At 45.6% G+C, this 14,770-nt stretch carries 14 protein-coding genes; 8 read left to right on the forward strand and 6 right to left on the reverse strand.

The features are described from left to right. Position 1: 1 nt before the first annotated feature. The 4 genes from GT360_RS04095 to yfcE all read left to right on the forward strand — a co-directional run bounded on the left by GT360_RS04095 (position 2) and on the right by yfcE (position 2,215). On the forward strand, positions 2-793 hold the full coding sequence (locus tag GT360_RS04095; RefSeq protein WP_164647638.1) for a DUF1538 domain-containing protein: 792 nt from the start codon (positions 2-4) through the stop codon (positions 791-793). Beyond that, positions 783-1,133 carry a P-II family nitrogen regulator gene (locus GT360_RS04100; RefSeq protein WP_164647639.1) on the forward strand — a complete coding sequence of 117 codons (351 nt, stop codon included), beginning with the start codon at positions 783-785 and terminating at the stop codon, positions 1,131-1,133. Before GT360_RS04095 ends, GT360_RS04100 begins: the two co-directional genes overlap by 11 nt. A 12-nt stretch (positions 1,134-1,145) precedes the next feature. Further along, the gene (locus GT360_RS04105) at positions 1,146-1,553 is read left to right on the forward strand and encodes a CBS domain-containing protein (RefSeq protein WP_164647640.1); all 408 of its coding nucleotides are present in this window, start codon (positions 1,146-1,148) and stop codon (positions 1,551-1,553) included. Positions 1,554-1,666: 113 nt separating this feature from the next. Then, the gene (gene yfcE / locus GT360_RS04110; RefSeq protein ID WP_164647641.1) at positions 1,667-2,215 is read left to right on the forward strand and encodes a phosphodiesterase; all 549 of its coding nucleotides are present in this window, start codon (positions 1,667-1,669) and stop codon (positions 2,213-2,215) included. 161 nt (positions 2,216-2,376) lie between these two features. Here yfcE and GT360_RS04115 read toward each other — a convergent pair whose 3' ends face one another. Together GT360_RS04115 and GT360_RS04120 are read right to left on the reverse strand one after the other, a co-directional pair. After that, a complete protein-coding gene (locus GT360_RS04115) occupies positions 2,377-2,892 on the reverse strand; it encodes a regulatory protein ToxS (RefSeq protein WP_164647642.1) in 516 nt (171 codons plus the stop codon). A gap of 13 nt (positions 2,893-2,905) precedes the next feature. After that, on the reverse strand, positions 2,906-3,769 hold the full coding sequence (locus GT360_RS04120) for a winged helix-turn-helix domain-containing protein (protein ID WP_164647643.1): 864 nt from the start codon (positions 3,767-3,769) through the stop codon (positions 2,906-2,908). A gap of 411 nt (positions 3,770-4,180) precedes the next feature. Between GT360_RS04120 and htpG the strand changes: the two genes are divergently transcribed. From htpG to rfaH, 4 genes are all read left to right on the forward strand, one after another. Next, positions 4,181-6,082 (forward strand): molecular chaperone HtpG, encoded by a 1,902-nt coding sequence (gene htpG, locus GT360_RS04125; protein WP_164647644.1) that lies wholly within the window; start codon positions 4,181-4,183, stop codon positions 6,080-6,082. A 242-nt stretch (positions 6,083-6,324) separates the two neighbouring features. Continuing rightward, positions 6,325-6,969 carry an adenylate kinase gene (adk, locus tag GT360_RS04130; protein WP_164647645.1) on the forward strand — a complete coding sequence of 215 codons (645 nt, stop codon included), beginning with the start codon at positions 6,325-6,327 and terminating at the stop codon, positions 6,967-6,969. Positions 6,970-7,114: 145 nt separating this feature from the next. Further along, positions 7,115-8,080, forward strand: coding sequence for a ferrochelatase (gene hemH / locus GT360_RS04135; RefSeq protein WP_164647646.1), 966 nt, complete (start codon positions 7,115-7,117; stop codon positions 8,078-8,080). Positions 8,081-8,146: 66 nt separating this feature from the next. Then, positions 8,147-8,641: a transcription/translation regulatory transformer protein RfaH gene (gene rfaH / locus GT360_RS04140; RefSeq protein WP_164647647.1), complete on the forward strand. Its 495-nt coding sequence runs from the start codon at positions 8,147-8,149 to the stop codon at positions 8,639-8,641. Between the two features lie 79 nt (positions 8,642-8,720). Here the strand turns inward: rfaH and asnB are convergent, their stop codons facing one another. From asnB to nagA, 4 genes are all read right to left on the reverse strand, one after another. Then, a complete protein-coding gene (asnB, locus tag GT360_RS04145) occupies positions 8,721-10,394 on the reverse strand; it encodes an asparagine synthase B (protein ID WP_164647648.1) in 1,674 nt (557 codons plus the stop codon). Between the two features lie 241 nt (positions 10,395-10,635). Further along, positions 10,636-12,222: a cation:proton antiporter family protein gene (locus tag GT360_RS04150; RefSeq protein WP_164647649.1), complete on the reverse strand. Its 1,587-nt coding sequence runs from the start codon at positions 12,220-12,222 to the stop codon at positions 10,636-10,638. Between the two features lie 66 nt (positions 12,223-12,288). Then, on the reverse strand, positions 12,289-13,503 hold the full coding sequence (gene nagC, locus GT360_RS04155; RefSeq protein ID WP_164647650.1) for a DNA-binding transcriptional regulator NagC: 1,215 nt from the start codon (positions 13,501-13,503) through the stop codon (positions 12,289-12,291). Between the two features lie 2 nt (positions 13,504-13,505). After that, the gene (nagA, locus tag GT360_RS04160; RefSeq protein ID WP_164647651.1) at positions 13,506-14,642 is read right to left on the reverse strand and encodes an N-acetylglucosamine-6-phosphate deacetylase; all 1,137 of its coding nucleotides are present in this window, start codon (positions 14,640-14,642) and stop codon (positions 13,506-13,508) included. Between the last annotated feature and the right edge of the window lie 128 nt (positions 14,643-14,770).

The following is a 14,770-nucleotide window of genomic DNA, read 5'->3' on the forward strand; positions in this document are numbered from 1 at the left end:
TATGATCGCCTTATCCAATATTTCAGAGACATTTTTATCGACGCTCAAAGACACATTACCGATCGTCACCATTCTCTTTGCGTTTCAGTTTTTCGTTCTCAAAAAGTCTGTGCCAAGGTTGCCACAGGTACTCATCGGCTTTGTGTATGTGTTAATTGGATTGACTCTATTTCTTATCGGACTGGAAGCAGCGCTCTTTCCTCTTGGTGACATGATGGCTATTCAGCTCACTTCTGTCAGTTTCTTAGAGCAATCACGAATAAGCCAATTCGGTGGATTGCAATGGTATGACTACTACTGGGTCTATCTGTTTGCCTTTTGTATCGGGTTCAGCACCACTATCGCTGAACCGTCTCTGATTGCTGTCGCGATTAAAGCTAATCAGGTCTCAGCGGGTGCGATTCGAATTAATGGCCTTCGAGTTGCGGTTGCGTTGGGTGTGGCTTGCGGTATCGCGCTGGGAAGTTATCGAATCGTCGTTGGTGATCCTATTCACTACTACATCATTACTGGTTATTGCGTGGTTGTGGTTCAGACGCGTTTTTCGCCGTCAATGATTGTGCCTTTGGCTTATGACTCTGGAGGGGTCACCACATCAACGGTGACGGTGCCGCTGGTGGCAGCGCTGGGGTTAGGATTGGCATCGACAGTGCCTGGGCGTAGCCCTTTAATCGATGGGTTTGGTCTTATCGCTTTCGCGAGCTTATTTCCGATGATTTCAGTTATGGGGTATGCACAACTGACACAGTGGTTGGTCAATCGAACTCAGAAAAGGAGTGATCATGAGGTTTAAACTGATATTGGCATTTGTTGAGGACAGCAGAACGGAGGCTGTTCTGGATGCGGCAAGAGATTCAGGAGCAACAGGGGCAACTGTGATCAACAATGCCCGAGGTGAAGGCTTGAGTAAGAAACGCACCTTTTTTGGTTTGACGTTAGATGCGCAAAATGATGTCTTGTTGTTTGTCGTTGAAGAGCATCTTTCGCGCCACATACTAGAAAAAATCGCAGAAGTTGGGGAGTTCGACTCGGAATCAGGGCAGGGGATTGCGGTCCAAATTGATGTAGAAGATGCCGTTGGAGTCAGTCACCAAGTCGCTTCACTAACAAAAATCGTTGAAGATGAATTATAGGGAGCATTGAGCATGTTAGAGGGCAGAAAAATACGCGTGAGTGATGTTATGGCGAATACGTATGTAATGATTGATGGCCTTGCCACCGTGCAAGATGGTATTAACCTGGCGAGAAAACATCAGGTTAAAGCCTTGATTGTGCAAAAACGCCACGACGATGATGAATATGGCATTGTATTGATGAACGATATTGCTAAGAAGGTGCTAGCAAGTAATCGCTCACCGCAGCGTACCAATATCTACGAGATTATGACCAAGCCCGCACTGTCGGTTTCTCCGGGCATGAATGTGAAATATTGTGCGCGCCTTTTTGAGCGGTTTGGCATCAGTCGCGCACCAGTGATTGAAGGGCAACAAGTGGTCGGAATGGTGAGTTACAACAATATAGTGATCAATGGAATGGCGACTGAGAGTGACTAAGTTGCTCCAGCTTTCCCATTACGTGGTTTGGTCGCGTGCGTTGGTTGAGTCTGAGGGTAAAGGGCGTATACTTCCCACTCTTCTAGCATCTTAGAAAACACGGGAAATTACCAATGAAACTCTTTTTTGCTTCAGACTTGCATGGTTCACTTCCAGCAACTGAAAAAGCGATTGAACTGTTCAATGCCTCTGGGGCTGACACCTTCGTTCTACTCGGTGATGTTTTGAACCACGGACCGCGTAACGCAATTCCCGAAGGCTATAACCCGCCAGTGGTCGCAGAAAAGCTGAATACGATTGCCGATTCAATTATTGCAGTGCGCGGTAACTGCGACAGTGAAGTCGATCAAATGCTGTTGTCTTTTCCAATGATGTCCGATTACGCATGGGTTATGTTACCTGGCGGTCAGCGTCTGTTTTTGACTCATGGACACCTTTACAATTCAGACAAACGTCCAGCACTGCGCGCGAATGATGTGATTGCACATGGGCATACGCACGTACCAATCGCTGAGAAAGACGGTAAACAGTTTATTTTCAACCCAGGCTCGATGACCATTCCACGTAATGGCAATCCGGCTAGCTATGGTCTCTTCGAAGGCAAGACACTAAAAGTCGTGTCGGTAGAAGGTGAAGTGCTGAGAAGTGTAGAATTAAGTTAGTTATTTATTGCCCGGCTGATAAGGGGTGCATTTGCATTCATTATCAGCTTTAAACCTAGTCGAATGACAAACCAAGTTTACAAGGCGCAATACGGTTTGGTATTTCAATCCGTGGTTTAACTTTTCTTGAGAACGTCCCTGTTCTTATTTAGGCATTCAGATTAATGTGAGAAAAGTACCGTAGAGCCGTGGCTCAAACTCGTTAGTAGTAGAGACTTTTCGTTAACCACATCAATGCGACGGCTCTGTTGCGCGTTCATTTTGAACACCTGGGTGAGGATATCGAGCTGCTCGTCACTAAAATCTGTCATGTGCGGTGTTGTCATATTCTTAAACTCGGTTGGCGAGATTAGCAGATAGTTGTCACTGATGTCCCAATAACCGTGCTCAGAAATGTTCATTGTTACGACCGAATCAATGTCGTGACCGTAAAACTTTACTTTAGAGACGCGAATGTAGTTGCCGTTCGGTAAGTACTTCACATTAGCGGTCATTTCAGCGCGCTCTAAAGGGCCCCAAGTCAGTTCCTCTAAGTCTTGAGAGATAAGCGAGACGTTGTGAGACTGCCACTCCTTTGAAGTCAAGATTTGCTCGAGTTTCAGGTCACTTGTCCAGTAGAGCCAGCTACTCACGGCAGCCGAAATAGCCAGCAGAATGGCTGCATGTTTTTGCTTCATTCTTGTTAACTCCTTACTCGCAAACTTTGGTTAAACTCGTTGGATCGGATACGAGTTGTTGAGAATAGCTAGACCCCGAGTCATTTTCTGGGTGAATGTAGTTCAGAACTAAGTAGTTATTCTGGCCGCCAGTAGCAATGACTTTGATCGGTGTGCTTGCCTCTTGAGCAATGCGGTTATTCGTGTAGCGAGAGACACACTGTTCGATAGACGGCAGCCATACCTCTAATTCAGGGTGATTAATTGGCGTCAGCACGACGGTATCTTCAAAGATACCGAGTTCACGGAAGTGTTGGTCTTCGGGTGCTTTACCGAAAATAGCTAAAAGGGGCAGAATCAAAGCAACGGCCAACATCGCATAAGTAACCCATGCTGGGTAGCTATTTTCTGTGGTTGTTTCTTGCTGCGCAACGATGTCACTCGACGAGCTAGCAACCTGAGAAATATGGCTCTCTTCTTCGGAGGCTGACTCAATAGAATTGACAGCAACTTCCGGCTCTTCTTCAACTTCTACTGCTGATGTACCTGCGAGTGTGTTGTATTCTTCAACAGTAGAAATCAGTTGATAACCGCGCTTTGGCACCGTTTTTACAAACTCTGGATTTTTTGTAGGGTCTTTTAAGAGCTTTCTTAGTGTTGAAATAGCTTGAGTTAGACTAGAGTCATCGACCTCAAAGCCTTGCTCACGCCAAACATACTCATGCAGTTCAGTACGAGTGACCACTTCATTTGGGCGTTGAGCAAGTAAAAGCAAGATACGGCTTTCATTGCTACCCAGACGAATGTTCTCTTCTGTAGACTGCTCAAGTAGTGAGTTGTTGTTAGGATCAAACAGAAACTTGTTTGCGAGGACAAACTTGTTACCTAAATTACTCATAAACGTTTACTACACCTCAATGGACCTAACTTAGGTCGCGAATGGTTGTTTCTTTATTTTATTGAGAAAATTATCAGTGCTCTCAAATTAAGGTTTGAGTATCTATTGTACAAAATTCGGTGAATAAAATCTCACCGAATTACAATTTAAATTCTAAAAGCTGCTGATTTTGCTCAATAAACAAAGAGCGCATATTTTGGGAACAGGAAAACATCAAAGCAGGTTTAGCTCGTTTGAGATATTTTCGGAGCATAGGATAAACAAAATAGATAAAAAAAACACGGCTTTTACAGTTTTTGACCTTGAATTTGCATTGGTCGCCCTTATCTACAAAACATCACTGGCAAGCATGCGTGCATAATAAACTGCGCAGCGTGTCATAACGAGACAGTCGAACGTTTTGGAGTAAACATGAGCGAAACCGTTTCCAACAATAAAGAAACCCGCGGATTTCAATCTGAGGTTAAACAACTTCTTCACTTAATGATCCACTCTTTGTATTCAAACAAGGAGATTTTCCTGCGTGAGCTGATTTCGAATGCGTCAGATGCATCGGACAAGTTGCGCTTTCAAGCTCTATCAAATTCAGAGCTGTACCAAGGGGATGCCGATCTTGGCGTCAAGCTGTCTTTTGACCAAGCGTCGAACACTCTAACGATTTCAGACAACGGTATTGGTATGTCGCGCGAAGATGTCATTGAACATCTTGGTACGATCGCCAAATCAGGCACCGCAGACTTCTTCTCTAAGCTATCTGAAGAACAAAGCAAAGACTCGCAGTTGATCGGTCAATTTGGTGTCGGTTTCTACTCAGCATTTATTGTTGCTGATGCCGTGACCGTTCGTACACGCGCGGCAGGCCTTGCAGCCTCAGAAGCAGTGCAATGGCACTCTGCGGGTGAAGGTGACTACACCATTGAAGACATCACGAAAGAGACCCGCGGTACAGACATCGTTCTTCACATGCGTGAGGACGGCAAAGAGTTCCTAGACGAGTGGCGTCTACGCGAGGTGATCAGCAAATACTCTGATCATATCGGTATTCCAGTGTCGATTCAGACTGCGGTTCGTGACGACGAAGGCAAAGAGACTGGCGAGAAACAGTGGGAGCAGATCAATAAAGCGCAAGCACTATGGACTCGCAACAAGTCAGATATCAGCGAAGAAGAGTATCAAGAGTTCTACAAGCACGTATCTCACGACTTTGCTGATCCTCTCGTTTGGAGCCATAACCGTGTAGAAGGTAAAAACGACTACACGAGCTTGCTATACATTCCAGCAAAAGCGCCGTGGGATATGATGAATCGTGACCATAAATCGGGTTTGAAACTGTATGTTCAGCGCGTGTTCATTATGGATGACGCAGAGCAATTCATGCCTTCATACCTACGTTTTGTGCGTGGTCTGATAGATTCAAATGATCTGCCTCTTAACGTTTCTCGTGAGATTCTGCAAGACAACAAGGTGACCCAATCACTGCGTAATGCTTGTACAAAGCGCGTACTGACTATGCTTGAGCGCATGGCGAAGAATGACGAAGAGAAATATCAGTCATTCTGGAAAGAGTTCGGTTTGGTGCTGAAAGAAGGCCCAGCAGAAGATATGGCCAACAAAGAAAAAGTGGCTTCCCTTCTTCGCTTTGCTTCAACGGAAGTAGAGTCTGCTGATCAAACTGTTGGACTTGCGTCTTACGTTGAGCGTATGAAAGAAGGTCAGGATAAGATTTACTACCTGACAGCAGATAGCTACGCAGCAGCGAAAAACAGCCCTCACCTAGAGCAATTTAAAGCGAAAGGTATTGAGGTTGTGCTAATGTTCGATCGTATTGATGAGTGGTTGATGAACTACCTGACAGAATTTGATGGTAAGCAGTTCCAGTCAATCACCAAGGCAGGCCTTGATCTGAGTAAGTTTGAAGATGAGTCAGAGAAAGATAAGCAAAAAGAGACAGAAGAAGAGTTTAAGTCTGTCGTTGAGCGTACAAAAGCGTATTTAGGCGATCGTGTTAAAGAGGTTCGTACCACATTCAAGTTAGCAACAACACCGGCTGTTGTTGTTACTGATGATTTCGAAATGGGCACGCAAATGGCGAAACTCCTTGAAGCTGCGGGCCAAGCCGCGCCTGAGGTGAAGTACATTTTTGAAATCAATCCAGAACATGAGCTAGTGAAGCGCATGGCGGATGAAGCCGATGAGCAGGTATTTGGACGTTGGGTTGAGGTTCTTCTCGGCCAAGCGATGCTTTCGGAGCGCGGCTCGATGGAAGACCCATCGCAGTTTCTAGGCGCAATTAATACACTGCTAGTGAAATAGTGGCATAAAAACCTTAAAACAGGGCACTGATGTGATTCTAGCATCAGTGCCTTATTCTTTGGTCTTATGCAAAAATGGCAAAAAACTGTGGTAGACTACGCCCAGTTTAATCGTTTGGCTCATTTCGTAGCCTACATTTCCATAAACTTATACCGAAACTTACCGTTGTGTTAGCAAGTCGCTCATTCACTCCATACAGTGAGCTTCGGTATAAATCGTTTGTAAATACAAGAGGATTCAACATGCGCATCATTCTTCTAGGTGCTCCAGGTGCAGGTAAAGGCACACAGGCTAATTTCATCATGGAAAAATACGGTGTTCCGCAAATCTCTACTGGTGACATGCTACGTGCTGCTATCAAAGCAGGTACAGAACTTGGCAAACAAGCTAAAGCTGTAATCGATGCTGGTCAGCTAGTTTCTGATGAAATCATCCTAGGTCTTATCAAAGAGCGTATCGCTCAAGACGATTGTGAGAAAGGTTTCCTACTTGACGGCTTCCCTCGCACAATTCCACAGGCTGATGGTCTTAAAGAGATGGGCGTTGACGTAGACTACGTTATCGAATTTGATGTAGCTGACGATGTTATCGTTGAACGTATGGCGGGCCGTCGTGCTCACCTAGCTTCTGGCCGTACATACCACGTTGTTTACAACCCACCTAAAGTGGAAGGTAAAGATGACGTAACAGGTGAAGACCTAGTTGTTCGTGATGACGACAAAGAAGAGACAGTTCGTGCACGTCTAGGCGTATACCATGAGCAAACTGCACCACTTATCTCTTACTACGGCAAAGAAGCTGAAGCAGGTAACACTAAGTACCTTAAATTCGATGGTACTAAGCAAGTGGCTGAAGTAAGTGCAGAACTAGAGAAAGCTCTGTCTTAATTTGAGCAATGTTTGATATAGTGAAGCGACCTTAACGGTCGCTTTTTTTTGCTCTTAATTTGGCAATGCGACGTAGTTTAACTCAGTAGCAACAATGACGCTTGCAGTCATTTGTTTATCGTAAATAATCACAGTAAGCCGAGATATGGAAAATAAACAACAGGGTGTTTTACTCGTTAATCTAGGGACTCCGGATGCTGCAACCCCTCAAGCAGTCAAGGCGTTCTTAGCGGAATTTTTGCATGACCATCGCGTTGTGGACATGACGCGGTGGCTGTGGTGTCCTCTTTTGCACGGCGTTATTCTTCCGGTTCGTTCACCAAAAGTGGCGAAGCTGTACCAGTCCGTTTGGATGGATGAGGGATCACCGCTTATGGTGTACTCGAAAAGGCAAAAAGAGTGCCTAGAGAGCGCGTTAGGTCTTCCTGTAGAGCTTGGTATGACTTATGGTAATCCAAGCCTTCGCGCAGGTATTGAAGCCCTTCAGGCCCGTGGCGTCGAAGATATGTTGGTATTGCCTCTATACCCACAGTATTCAGGCACAACGACCGCTGCCGTAAATGACGGATTGCTTAAAGCCTTTAAAGGACACGCACATCTTCCGCAATATCGCTTTCTGACCGATTATCATGATCACCCATTGTATATCAAAGCACTGGCTGCAAGAGTACGACAGCAGTGGCAGGCGTCGGGACAGGGCGACTATTTGCTTTGCTCTTATCATGGAATACCAAAGCGTTACGCGGACAATGGTGACATTTATCCTCAGCACTGTGAAACAACCACCCAACTATTAGCACAAGAGCTTGAGCTTAACGATGATCAAATAGGGCATACCTATCAGTCACGCTTTGGCCGAGAGGAATGGTTACAACCTTACACTGACAAAACATTAGAGAGTCTACCGAGTAAAGGTATAAAGAAGTTGGACGTTATTACGCCAGCGTTTGCGTCAGATTGCTTAGAAACACTGGAGGAGATCTCTGAAGAGTGTCAAGAAGTGTTCATTCGAGCTGGTGGGGAGGCATTTCACTATATTCCATGTTTGAATGATAGTGATGAACACATTAAGCTATTAGGTGAACTTGTACGTGCTCAATTCGTTATGTAGTTTTAAGCAAAACCTTTGAGACGACGTTAGATTTATTATAATTAAAAAGAAAATAGTTGGTAAAAAATGAAGCGGTGGTACGTACTTTATTGTAAAAGAGGCGAACAGGAGAGAGCGACTTTGCACCTGACTAATCAAAAGGTCGAATGCTACTATCCTAAAGTTAAAGTTGAAAAGATCATTCGTGGTAAACGGCAAGTGAAGGAAGAGCCGCTGTTTCCCTCATATATGTTCGTACGTTTTGATTTTGAGTTGGGCCCAACCTTTACCACAGTGCGCTCAACGCGCGGTGTCGTCGACTTTATCCGTCAGGGCGCTTATCCACAAGAGGTACAAGGTGACCTCATATTTGGCTTGAAAGAGTTAGAGTCACTGGATGATAAGCCAGAAGAGATTGAGCTACCAGAAGCTGGACAAAAAGTGGTGGTAAAGTCCGGTCAATTTGCTGGTATTGAAGCGATATATCAAGAGCCGGATGGTGAGCTGCGCTCCATCATGCTAGTGAAGATGCTCAACAAGATGGTGGAAGTTAAAGTCGATAATAGTGACTTAGATTTATAGGCTATCGTCTACAGAGTCGAGGCGGATAATAAAAACCCTAAAACTCATCGTTTTAGGGTTTTTTTGTATCTAAAGAGGGTTATGCATTTTCGTAAGCGTCGTTGTGGACGGTTTGCACTGCCCGCCCCGATGGGTCTACGCAGTTCTGGAAGGACTCATCCCACTCAATCGCTTTTGCTGATGAGCAAGCGACAGAAGGTCCACCCGGGACACACTCAGCTGCAGAAGGCAGTGGGAATAGTTCCTCAAAGATTTCACGGTAGACATAACCTTCTTTGGTCGTTGGTGTGTTATACGGGAAGCGGAAGGCCGCTGTTTCCATCTGTTGGTCAGTGACTTTTTCTTCAGCAACGGCTTTTAGCGTATCAATCCAGCTGTAGCCAACGCCATCAGAGAACTGCTCTTTTTGACGCCAAGCAATAGAGTCTGGCAGGTAGTGCTCGAAACACTCGCGAAGAATGTGTTTCTCCATTTTCCCGTTGCCACACATCTTGTCTTCAGGATTTAGACGCATTGCTACGTCTATGAACTCTTTGTCCAAGAATGGAACACGTCCTTCAACGCCCCAAGCGGCCAAAGATTTGTTTGCACGCGCACAGTCGAACATGTTTAGCGCCAGCAGTTTGCGTACTGTTTCTTCATGGAACTCTTTGGCATTTGGCGCTTTGTGGAAGTAGAGGTAGCCGCCAAAGATCTCATCTGCACCTTCACCAGAGAGTACCATTTTGATGCCCATCGCTTTGATTTTACGTCCCATCAGGAACATGGGCGTGGAAGCTCGAATCGTGGTGACGTCGTAAGTCTCAATGTGATAGATAACATCGCGAATCGCATCCAGACCTTCTTGGATGGTATAGGTCATTTCGTGGTGAACGGTACCAATCTTGTCAGCGACTTCGCGAGCAGCTTTAAGATCTGGCGCACCTTCCAGACCAACAGCAAAAGAGTGCAGCTGTGGCCACCATGCTTCAGATTGACTGTCATCCTCTATACGCATTGCCGCAAAGCGCTTCGCGACAGCTGAGGTAATTGAAGAGTCTAGGCCACCAGAGAGCAACACACCATAAGGCACGTCAGTCATTAGTTGGCGTTTAACGGCTGCTTCCAAAGCCTCAGTTAACTCTTCTTTGCTGGTGGTGTTACCTTGAACTGCTGCGTACTCATTCCAATCACGAATGTAGTAACGTTGTGGTTCAGCATCCGCTGAGCCGTAGTGACAACCAGGAGGGAACTCGCTGATGGTTTTACACACAGGCGTCAGGGCTTTCATTTCAGACGCTACGTAGTAGTTGCCATGCTCATCATAGCCTTGATACAGAGGAATGATGCCAATGTGGTCACGGCCCACTAAGTATTGATCTTTTTCTTCATCATAAAGCACGAAAGCGAAGATACCATTCAGCTCTTCAAGGAGATCTGCACCAAACTCTTGGTAAAGCGCGAGAATAACTTCACAGTCTGATTCAGTTTGAAAATCGTATTTGCCTTCGTATTTAGCACGAATCTCTTTGTGGTTGTAGATCTCACCGTTCACCGCTAAGACGAGCTTACCATCTGGGCTGTAAAGAGGTTGTGCGCCGCTGTTTAGGTCAACAATCGCTAGGCGCTCGTGCGCTAAAATAGCGCGCTCTGAAGAGTAAATACCTGACCAATCAGGACCACGGTGGCGAAGCTTTTTCGACATCTCAAGCGCGATCGGTCTTAACGCCGCAGCATCACTTTTTATGTCTAAAATGCCAAATACTGAACACATACAACATCCTTATCTAAATATCTTAATAATCACTTATGTATTCAATTTGCCATTGTGATTAAAAAATGCAACCGCTTTAGAGAATAAAAACAACACAGTCGGCTTGTGGTTGAATAATTTTTATAAAAATAACCAATATGATAAATGAAATTTAAAATGAGTATAAAAAGCAAACAAAAAAGGGGCAAGAAGCCCCTTTGAAGTGATTGATCTGATGGTTTGTCAGCTAACTGATTGATTTTTATTTAGTGTCAAATTTAGGGTTGAGCTGCTCGCAAACATGGCGTGCAAATCCGCTACCTGCTTCGTTGTAGATGTTAAATGCAGCATCAACACCCTCAGCAAGCAGACCGTCAATCTGATCTGGGTAAGCAGCAATGGCAGCAACTTGCCCTTGATAGTTGCGACGTTTCAATTGGAATAGTGCGGTTTGATTACCCTGGTGGTTTGGCATTGCGAGTAGGACAAGTTTGACGTTGGCAGTATCAAGGATACGCTCCCAAAAATCCGAATCAGTTGCATCACCAGCAATCACATTACGACCTTCTTGACGGTGAGCTCTTGCCGCATCTTCTCGAACTTCTACACCCATAATGCGGCTGCCGTAGCGCTGATATAGCTCATCATAGGCACCGGAGCCAATGCGGCCCATACCCAAAATAATCACTTGTGCATTTCCAGGGTCAATCAGTTGATCGCGGTGGTTGAGCCTTTCAGCAGCGTGCTCTTTTAGCCACCGCCCCAAGCGCTGGTAAATCGAGTGCGCGTTATTGTTAAGTGGCGCCGCTACGATGAATGATAGAGACACGGCAAGAGCGATGGCGACTAACATGTCACCACTCATCCACCCAAGCTTGTAGGCGAGTCCGCCGACGATTAAGCCAAATTCACTGAAGTTAAATAGGGTGAGTGACGCGAAAAGGGACGTACGTACCCGAAATTTGAAGTGGTTAATAATAAGGAAATAAAACAAACCCTTGATCGGAAGTAGCAGCATGAACACGATGGCCAGGCCTAAACCTTGCCAAGTGGGTTCTGCAGAAAGCCCGATATTCAGGAAGAAACAGATCAGGAACAGCTCTTTTAGATTGAATAATGCCTTAGAGAGTTCCGAAGCTTTATGGTGTCCGGCCAATAGCATCCCTAGAATTAAAGCGCCTAAGTCGGGCTTCATGCCAACCGCTTCAAACAACCCTGCTCCACACACTAGTGCGAGGAAGATCCCCATTAGGACCAGCATTTCACCGTGCCCAACGACGTCGAGCAGTTTGAAGAAGAGCGGGCGAAGCAGAGGCAGAGCAAACAGAGCGATGGCATACCACTCGGGAATTTTTCCGGTTGAGACGGTCAGAAACAGAACAGCAAAGATATCCTGCATGATCAGGATACCAATAGCGAGACTGCCATAGGTCGCATTCATTTCACCTTTCTCTTCTAACGCTTTAACCGCGAAAACAGTACTAGAGAAAGAAAGTGCAAAACCCAGAAGTAGTAGATGTACTACGTCAAGTTGCGCCAAGCTGGGTAAGCCGAGTAGTTTGAGGAATCCTAATGCAACAGTAAAAAAGAGTGTTGAAAAAAGGTTGTGGGCTGTTGCTCCGGCCCAAATCTCTTTCGTAAGCAAAGAGCGGACATCGAGTTTAAGACCGATGGTAAATAACAGGAGAGTGACACCCAAGTCTGCAAGGGTGTCGATGAGAGCGTTTGATTCATAACCGAAGCTATGCAATGTAAAGCCCGCAAGAAGGAAGCCTACCAAGGGCGGTAGGTGGCATTTTAGGGCGATAACCCCAGCTACAAATGCAGCACTTATTAAAATTATATCCATGTGCAACTACTATATATACAAAAAAGGGCTGTGAAATCACAGCCCTAAATTCTAATAATATTTTGATCAGTCTTCGAGCAGTTTCTGCAATAAAACGCCATTTAGCATCGCGCGTTTGATCATCGCGAATGCACCCATCGTAGGGCGATCACCCAGCTTTGCAGCCACAATAGGTAGGTCTTGATGGAAAGTCGTTAGAGATTGATTCTCGACATTGCGCATAATCGCAGGGAAAACAATATCTTCACTCTTAGTGATGTCGCCGGCAATCAAGATTTTTTGTGGGTTAAATAGGTTAATAGTAATAGCGATAGCTTTACCAAGCTGATTACCTACGCGCACCAAGCTCTGTTTTGCAAGTTCATCACCGAGGTTGGCGTGTTTACAAACATCATCAACAGTAATCGAGTCGAGCGTTGTCAGACTGGACTCATAGCCTTGTGCAATGAGTTTACGCACGCGCTCGACGATCGCTGGGTTTGCGGCAACGGTTTCTAGACAGCCAAAGTTACCACAATGGCACTGTTCACCGAGTGGATCGATCTGAATATGGCCAATTTCACCCACGTTGCGGTTGAAGCCAAGAAAAACTTGACCGTTGACGATGATACCAGCACCAGTACCACGATGGACACTGACCAAAATCGAGTCTTGGCAGTCTTGACTAGCACCAAAATAGTGTTCGGCCAGAGCCATGCCACGTACGTCATTACCTACAAAACATTGCACCGAAAAAGCTTCGCGAATGATGGTCGCTAGCTCCAGCTGCTCGATGTCCATGTTTGGCATATACTCGACGACACCCGTTTCAGGGTTGACTAAGCCAGGTAGCGTGATACCGATGGCGATAAGTTGGTCGATAAGCTTGTCGTTTTCCGCGATAAAGTGGCGGATAAAATTCACTACACCTTCAGTAAGTTCATCTTGCTCGGTGTAATAGAAATCGTGTTGCGTATCGGCAAGAAGTTGTCCACCCAGGTCATACAGGCTTAAGTGAACGTAGTCTCGACCAATTCTCACAGCAACAGAGTGGAAAGGAGTGACTTCCGTTTGCAGTGAAATCGCGCGTCGACCACCTGTTGAAGCTTGTTGAGCGACCTCTTTAATAAGGCCACGCTCGATGAGTTGGCGGGTGATTTTAGTAACACTGGCAGGAGCAAGTTGACTAACGTCAGCCACTTGAATCCGAGAAATCGGTCCTTTTTGATCGATTAAACGGTAAACCGCTGCGCCGTTTAGTTGTTTTACTAGGTCTACGTTACCAATTTGTCCGCCGTTCATGCTTATATTTGCTCGTATTTTCCGTTAACTACATTTGCTTGGATCTTGAAGTCACGGTCAAATACTGTCAAGTTCGCGATCATACCTTTTTTAATACGACCTAACTTGTTATCAACACCGATCGCGCGGGCAGGGTATAATGTTGCCATGCGCAATGCTTCATCCAAAGCAATACCTGCGTGCTCAACGGTATTTTGTACTGCCTCAATCATAGTGAGCGCCGAGCCGCCAAGCGTGCCGTTTTCATCAACACACTTACCATCACGGTAATATACTTTCTTACCTACAAAAATAAAGTGATCCATCTCAGCGCCTGCTGGAGCTGTGGCGTCTGTCACTAATACAAGCTTTTCTCCCTTGATTTTGTGAGTAATTCTAATGTTGGCATAATCAACGTGGAAGCCATCAGCAATGATGCCGGCGTAAACATCAGGCGTATCATAGATAGCACCCACCACACCAGGTTCTCGGCCTGCCATCGGCGTCATGGCATTAAATAAGTGGGTAGCGAAACTGATGCCAGCCTCAAAACTGCGGCGAGCTTCTGCGTAGGTGGCATTAGTGTGTCCGATGGAAACGACGATGCCGGCTTTAGTGAGTTTTTCGATATGCTCGAGCTTGTTGCGCTCTGGTGCGAGCGTCACTTTGGTCACGACGTCTGAATTTTCACAAATGTAGTCAATCATTGAGTCATCGGAAGGGCGAATATAGTCGACGCTGTGGATGCCTTTTTTGATGACATTTAGGTAAGGGCCTTCGAGATGTAGGCCAAGTGATTGATTTTGGTGCATAGCTTGGTAGTCACGTGCTGCAGCCACTGCTTGACGCATGTTTTCGTCAGAAGAGGTAATCAGTGTCGGTAGGTAGCTGGTACATCCAGACTTCAAGTTCGCTTGATGCATAATCTCGAGCGTTTCCGCAGTGATTTCATCATTAAACATGACGCCCCCACAACCATTAAGTTGTAGGTCAATAAAGCCTGGGCTTACATTGGCGCCCTCAAGGTTAACAGTGTCGATGCCATTAGGGAGTTCACTTGCTGGGCAGATTTGAACGATTTGGTCGTTGTCGATGACAATTGCGTGTTCTGCTAACACATCCGAGCCAGTGTAGACTTTACAGTTGGTAAGAGCGTACATGATTTAATCCTTATTCTTATTTAATTATATTGTGATCTCTGGGATACAAGCGTCGCTGCCCTTTTCTAAGGGCTTATCAGACTTCTCTCTCGTCACAAATTATCTTATTTCAGCATGCGAATAATAAA

This window comes from Vibrio astriarenae (assembly GCF_010587385.1).
Taxonomy (GTDB): domain Bacteria; phylum Pseudomonadota; class Gammaproteobacteria; order Enterobacterales; family Vibrionaceae; genus Vibrio; species Vibrio astriarenae.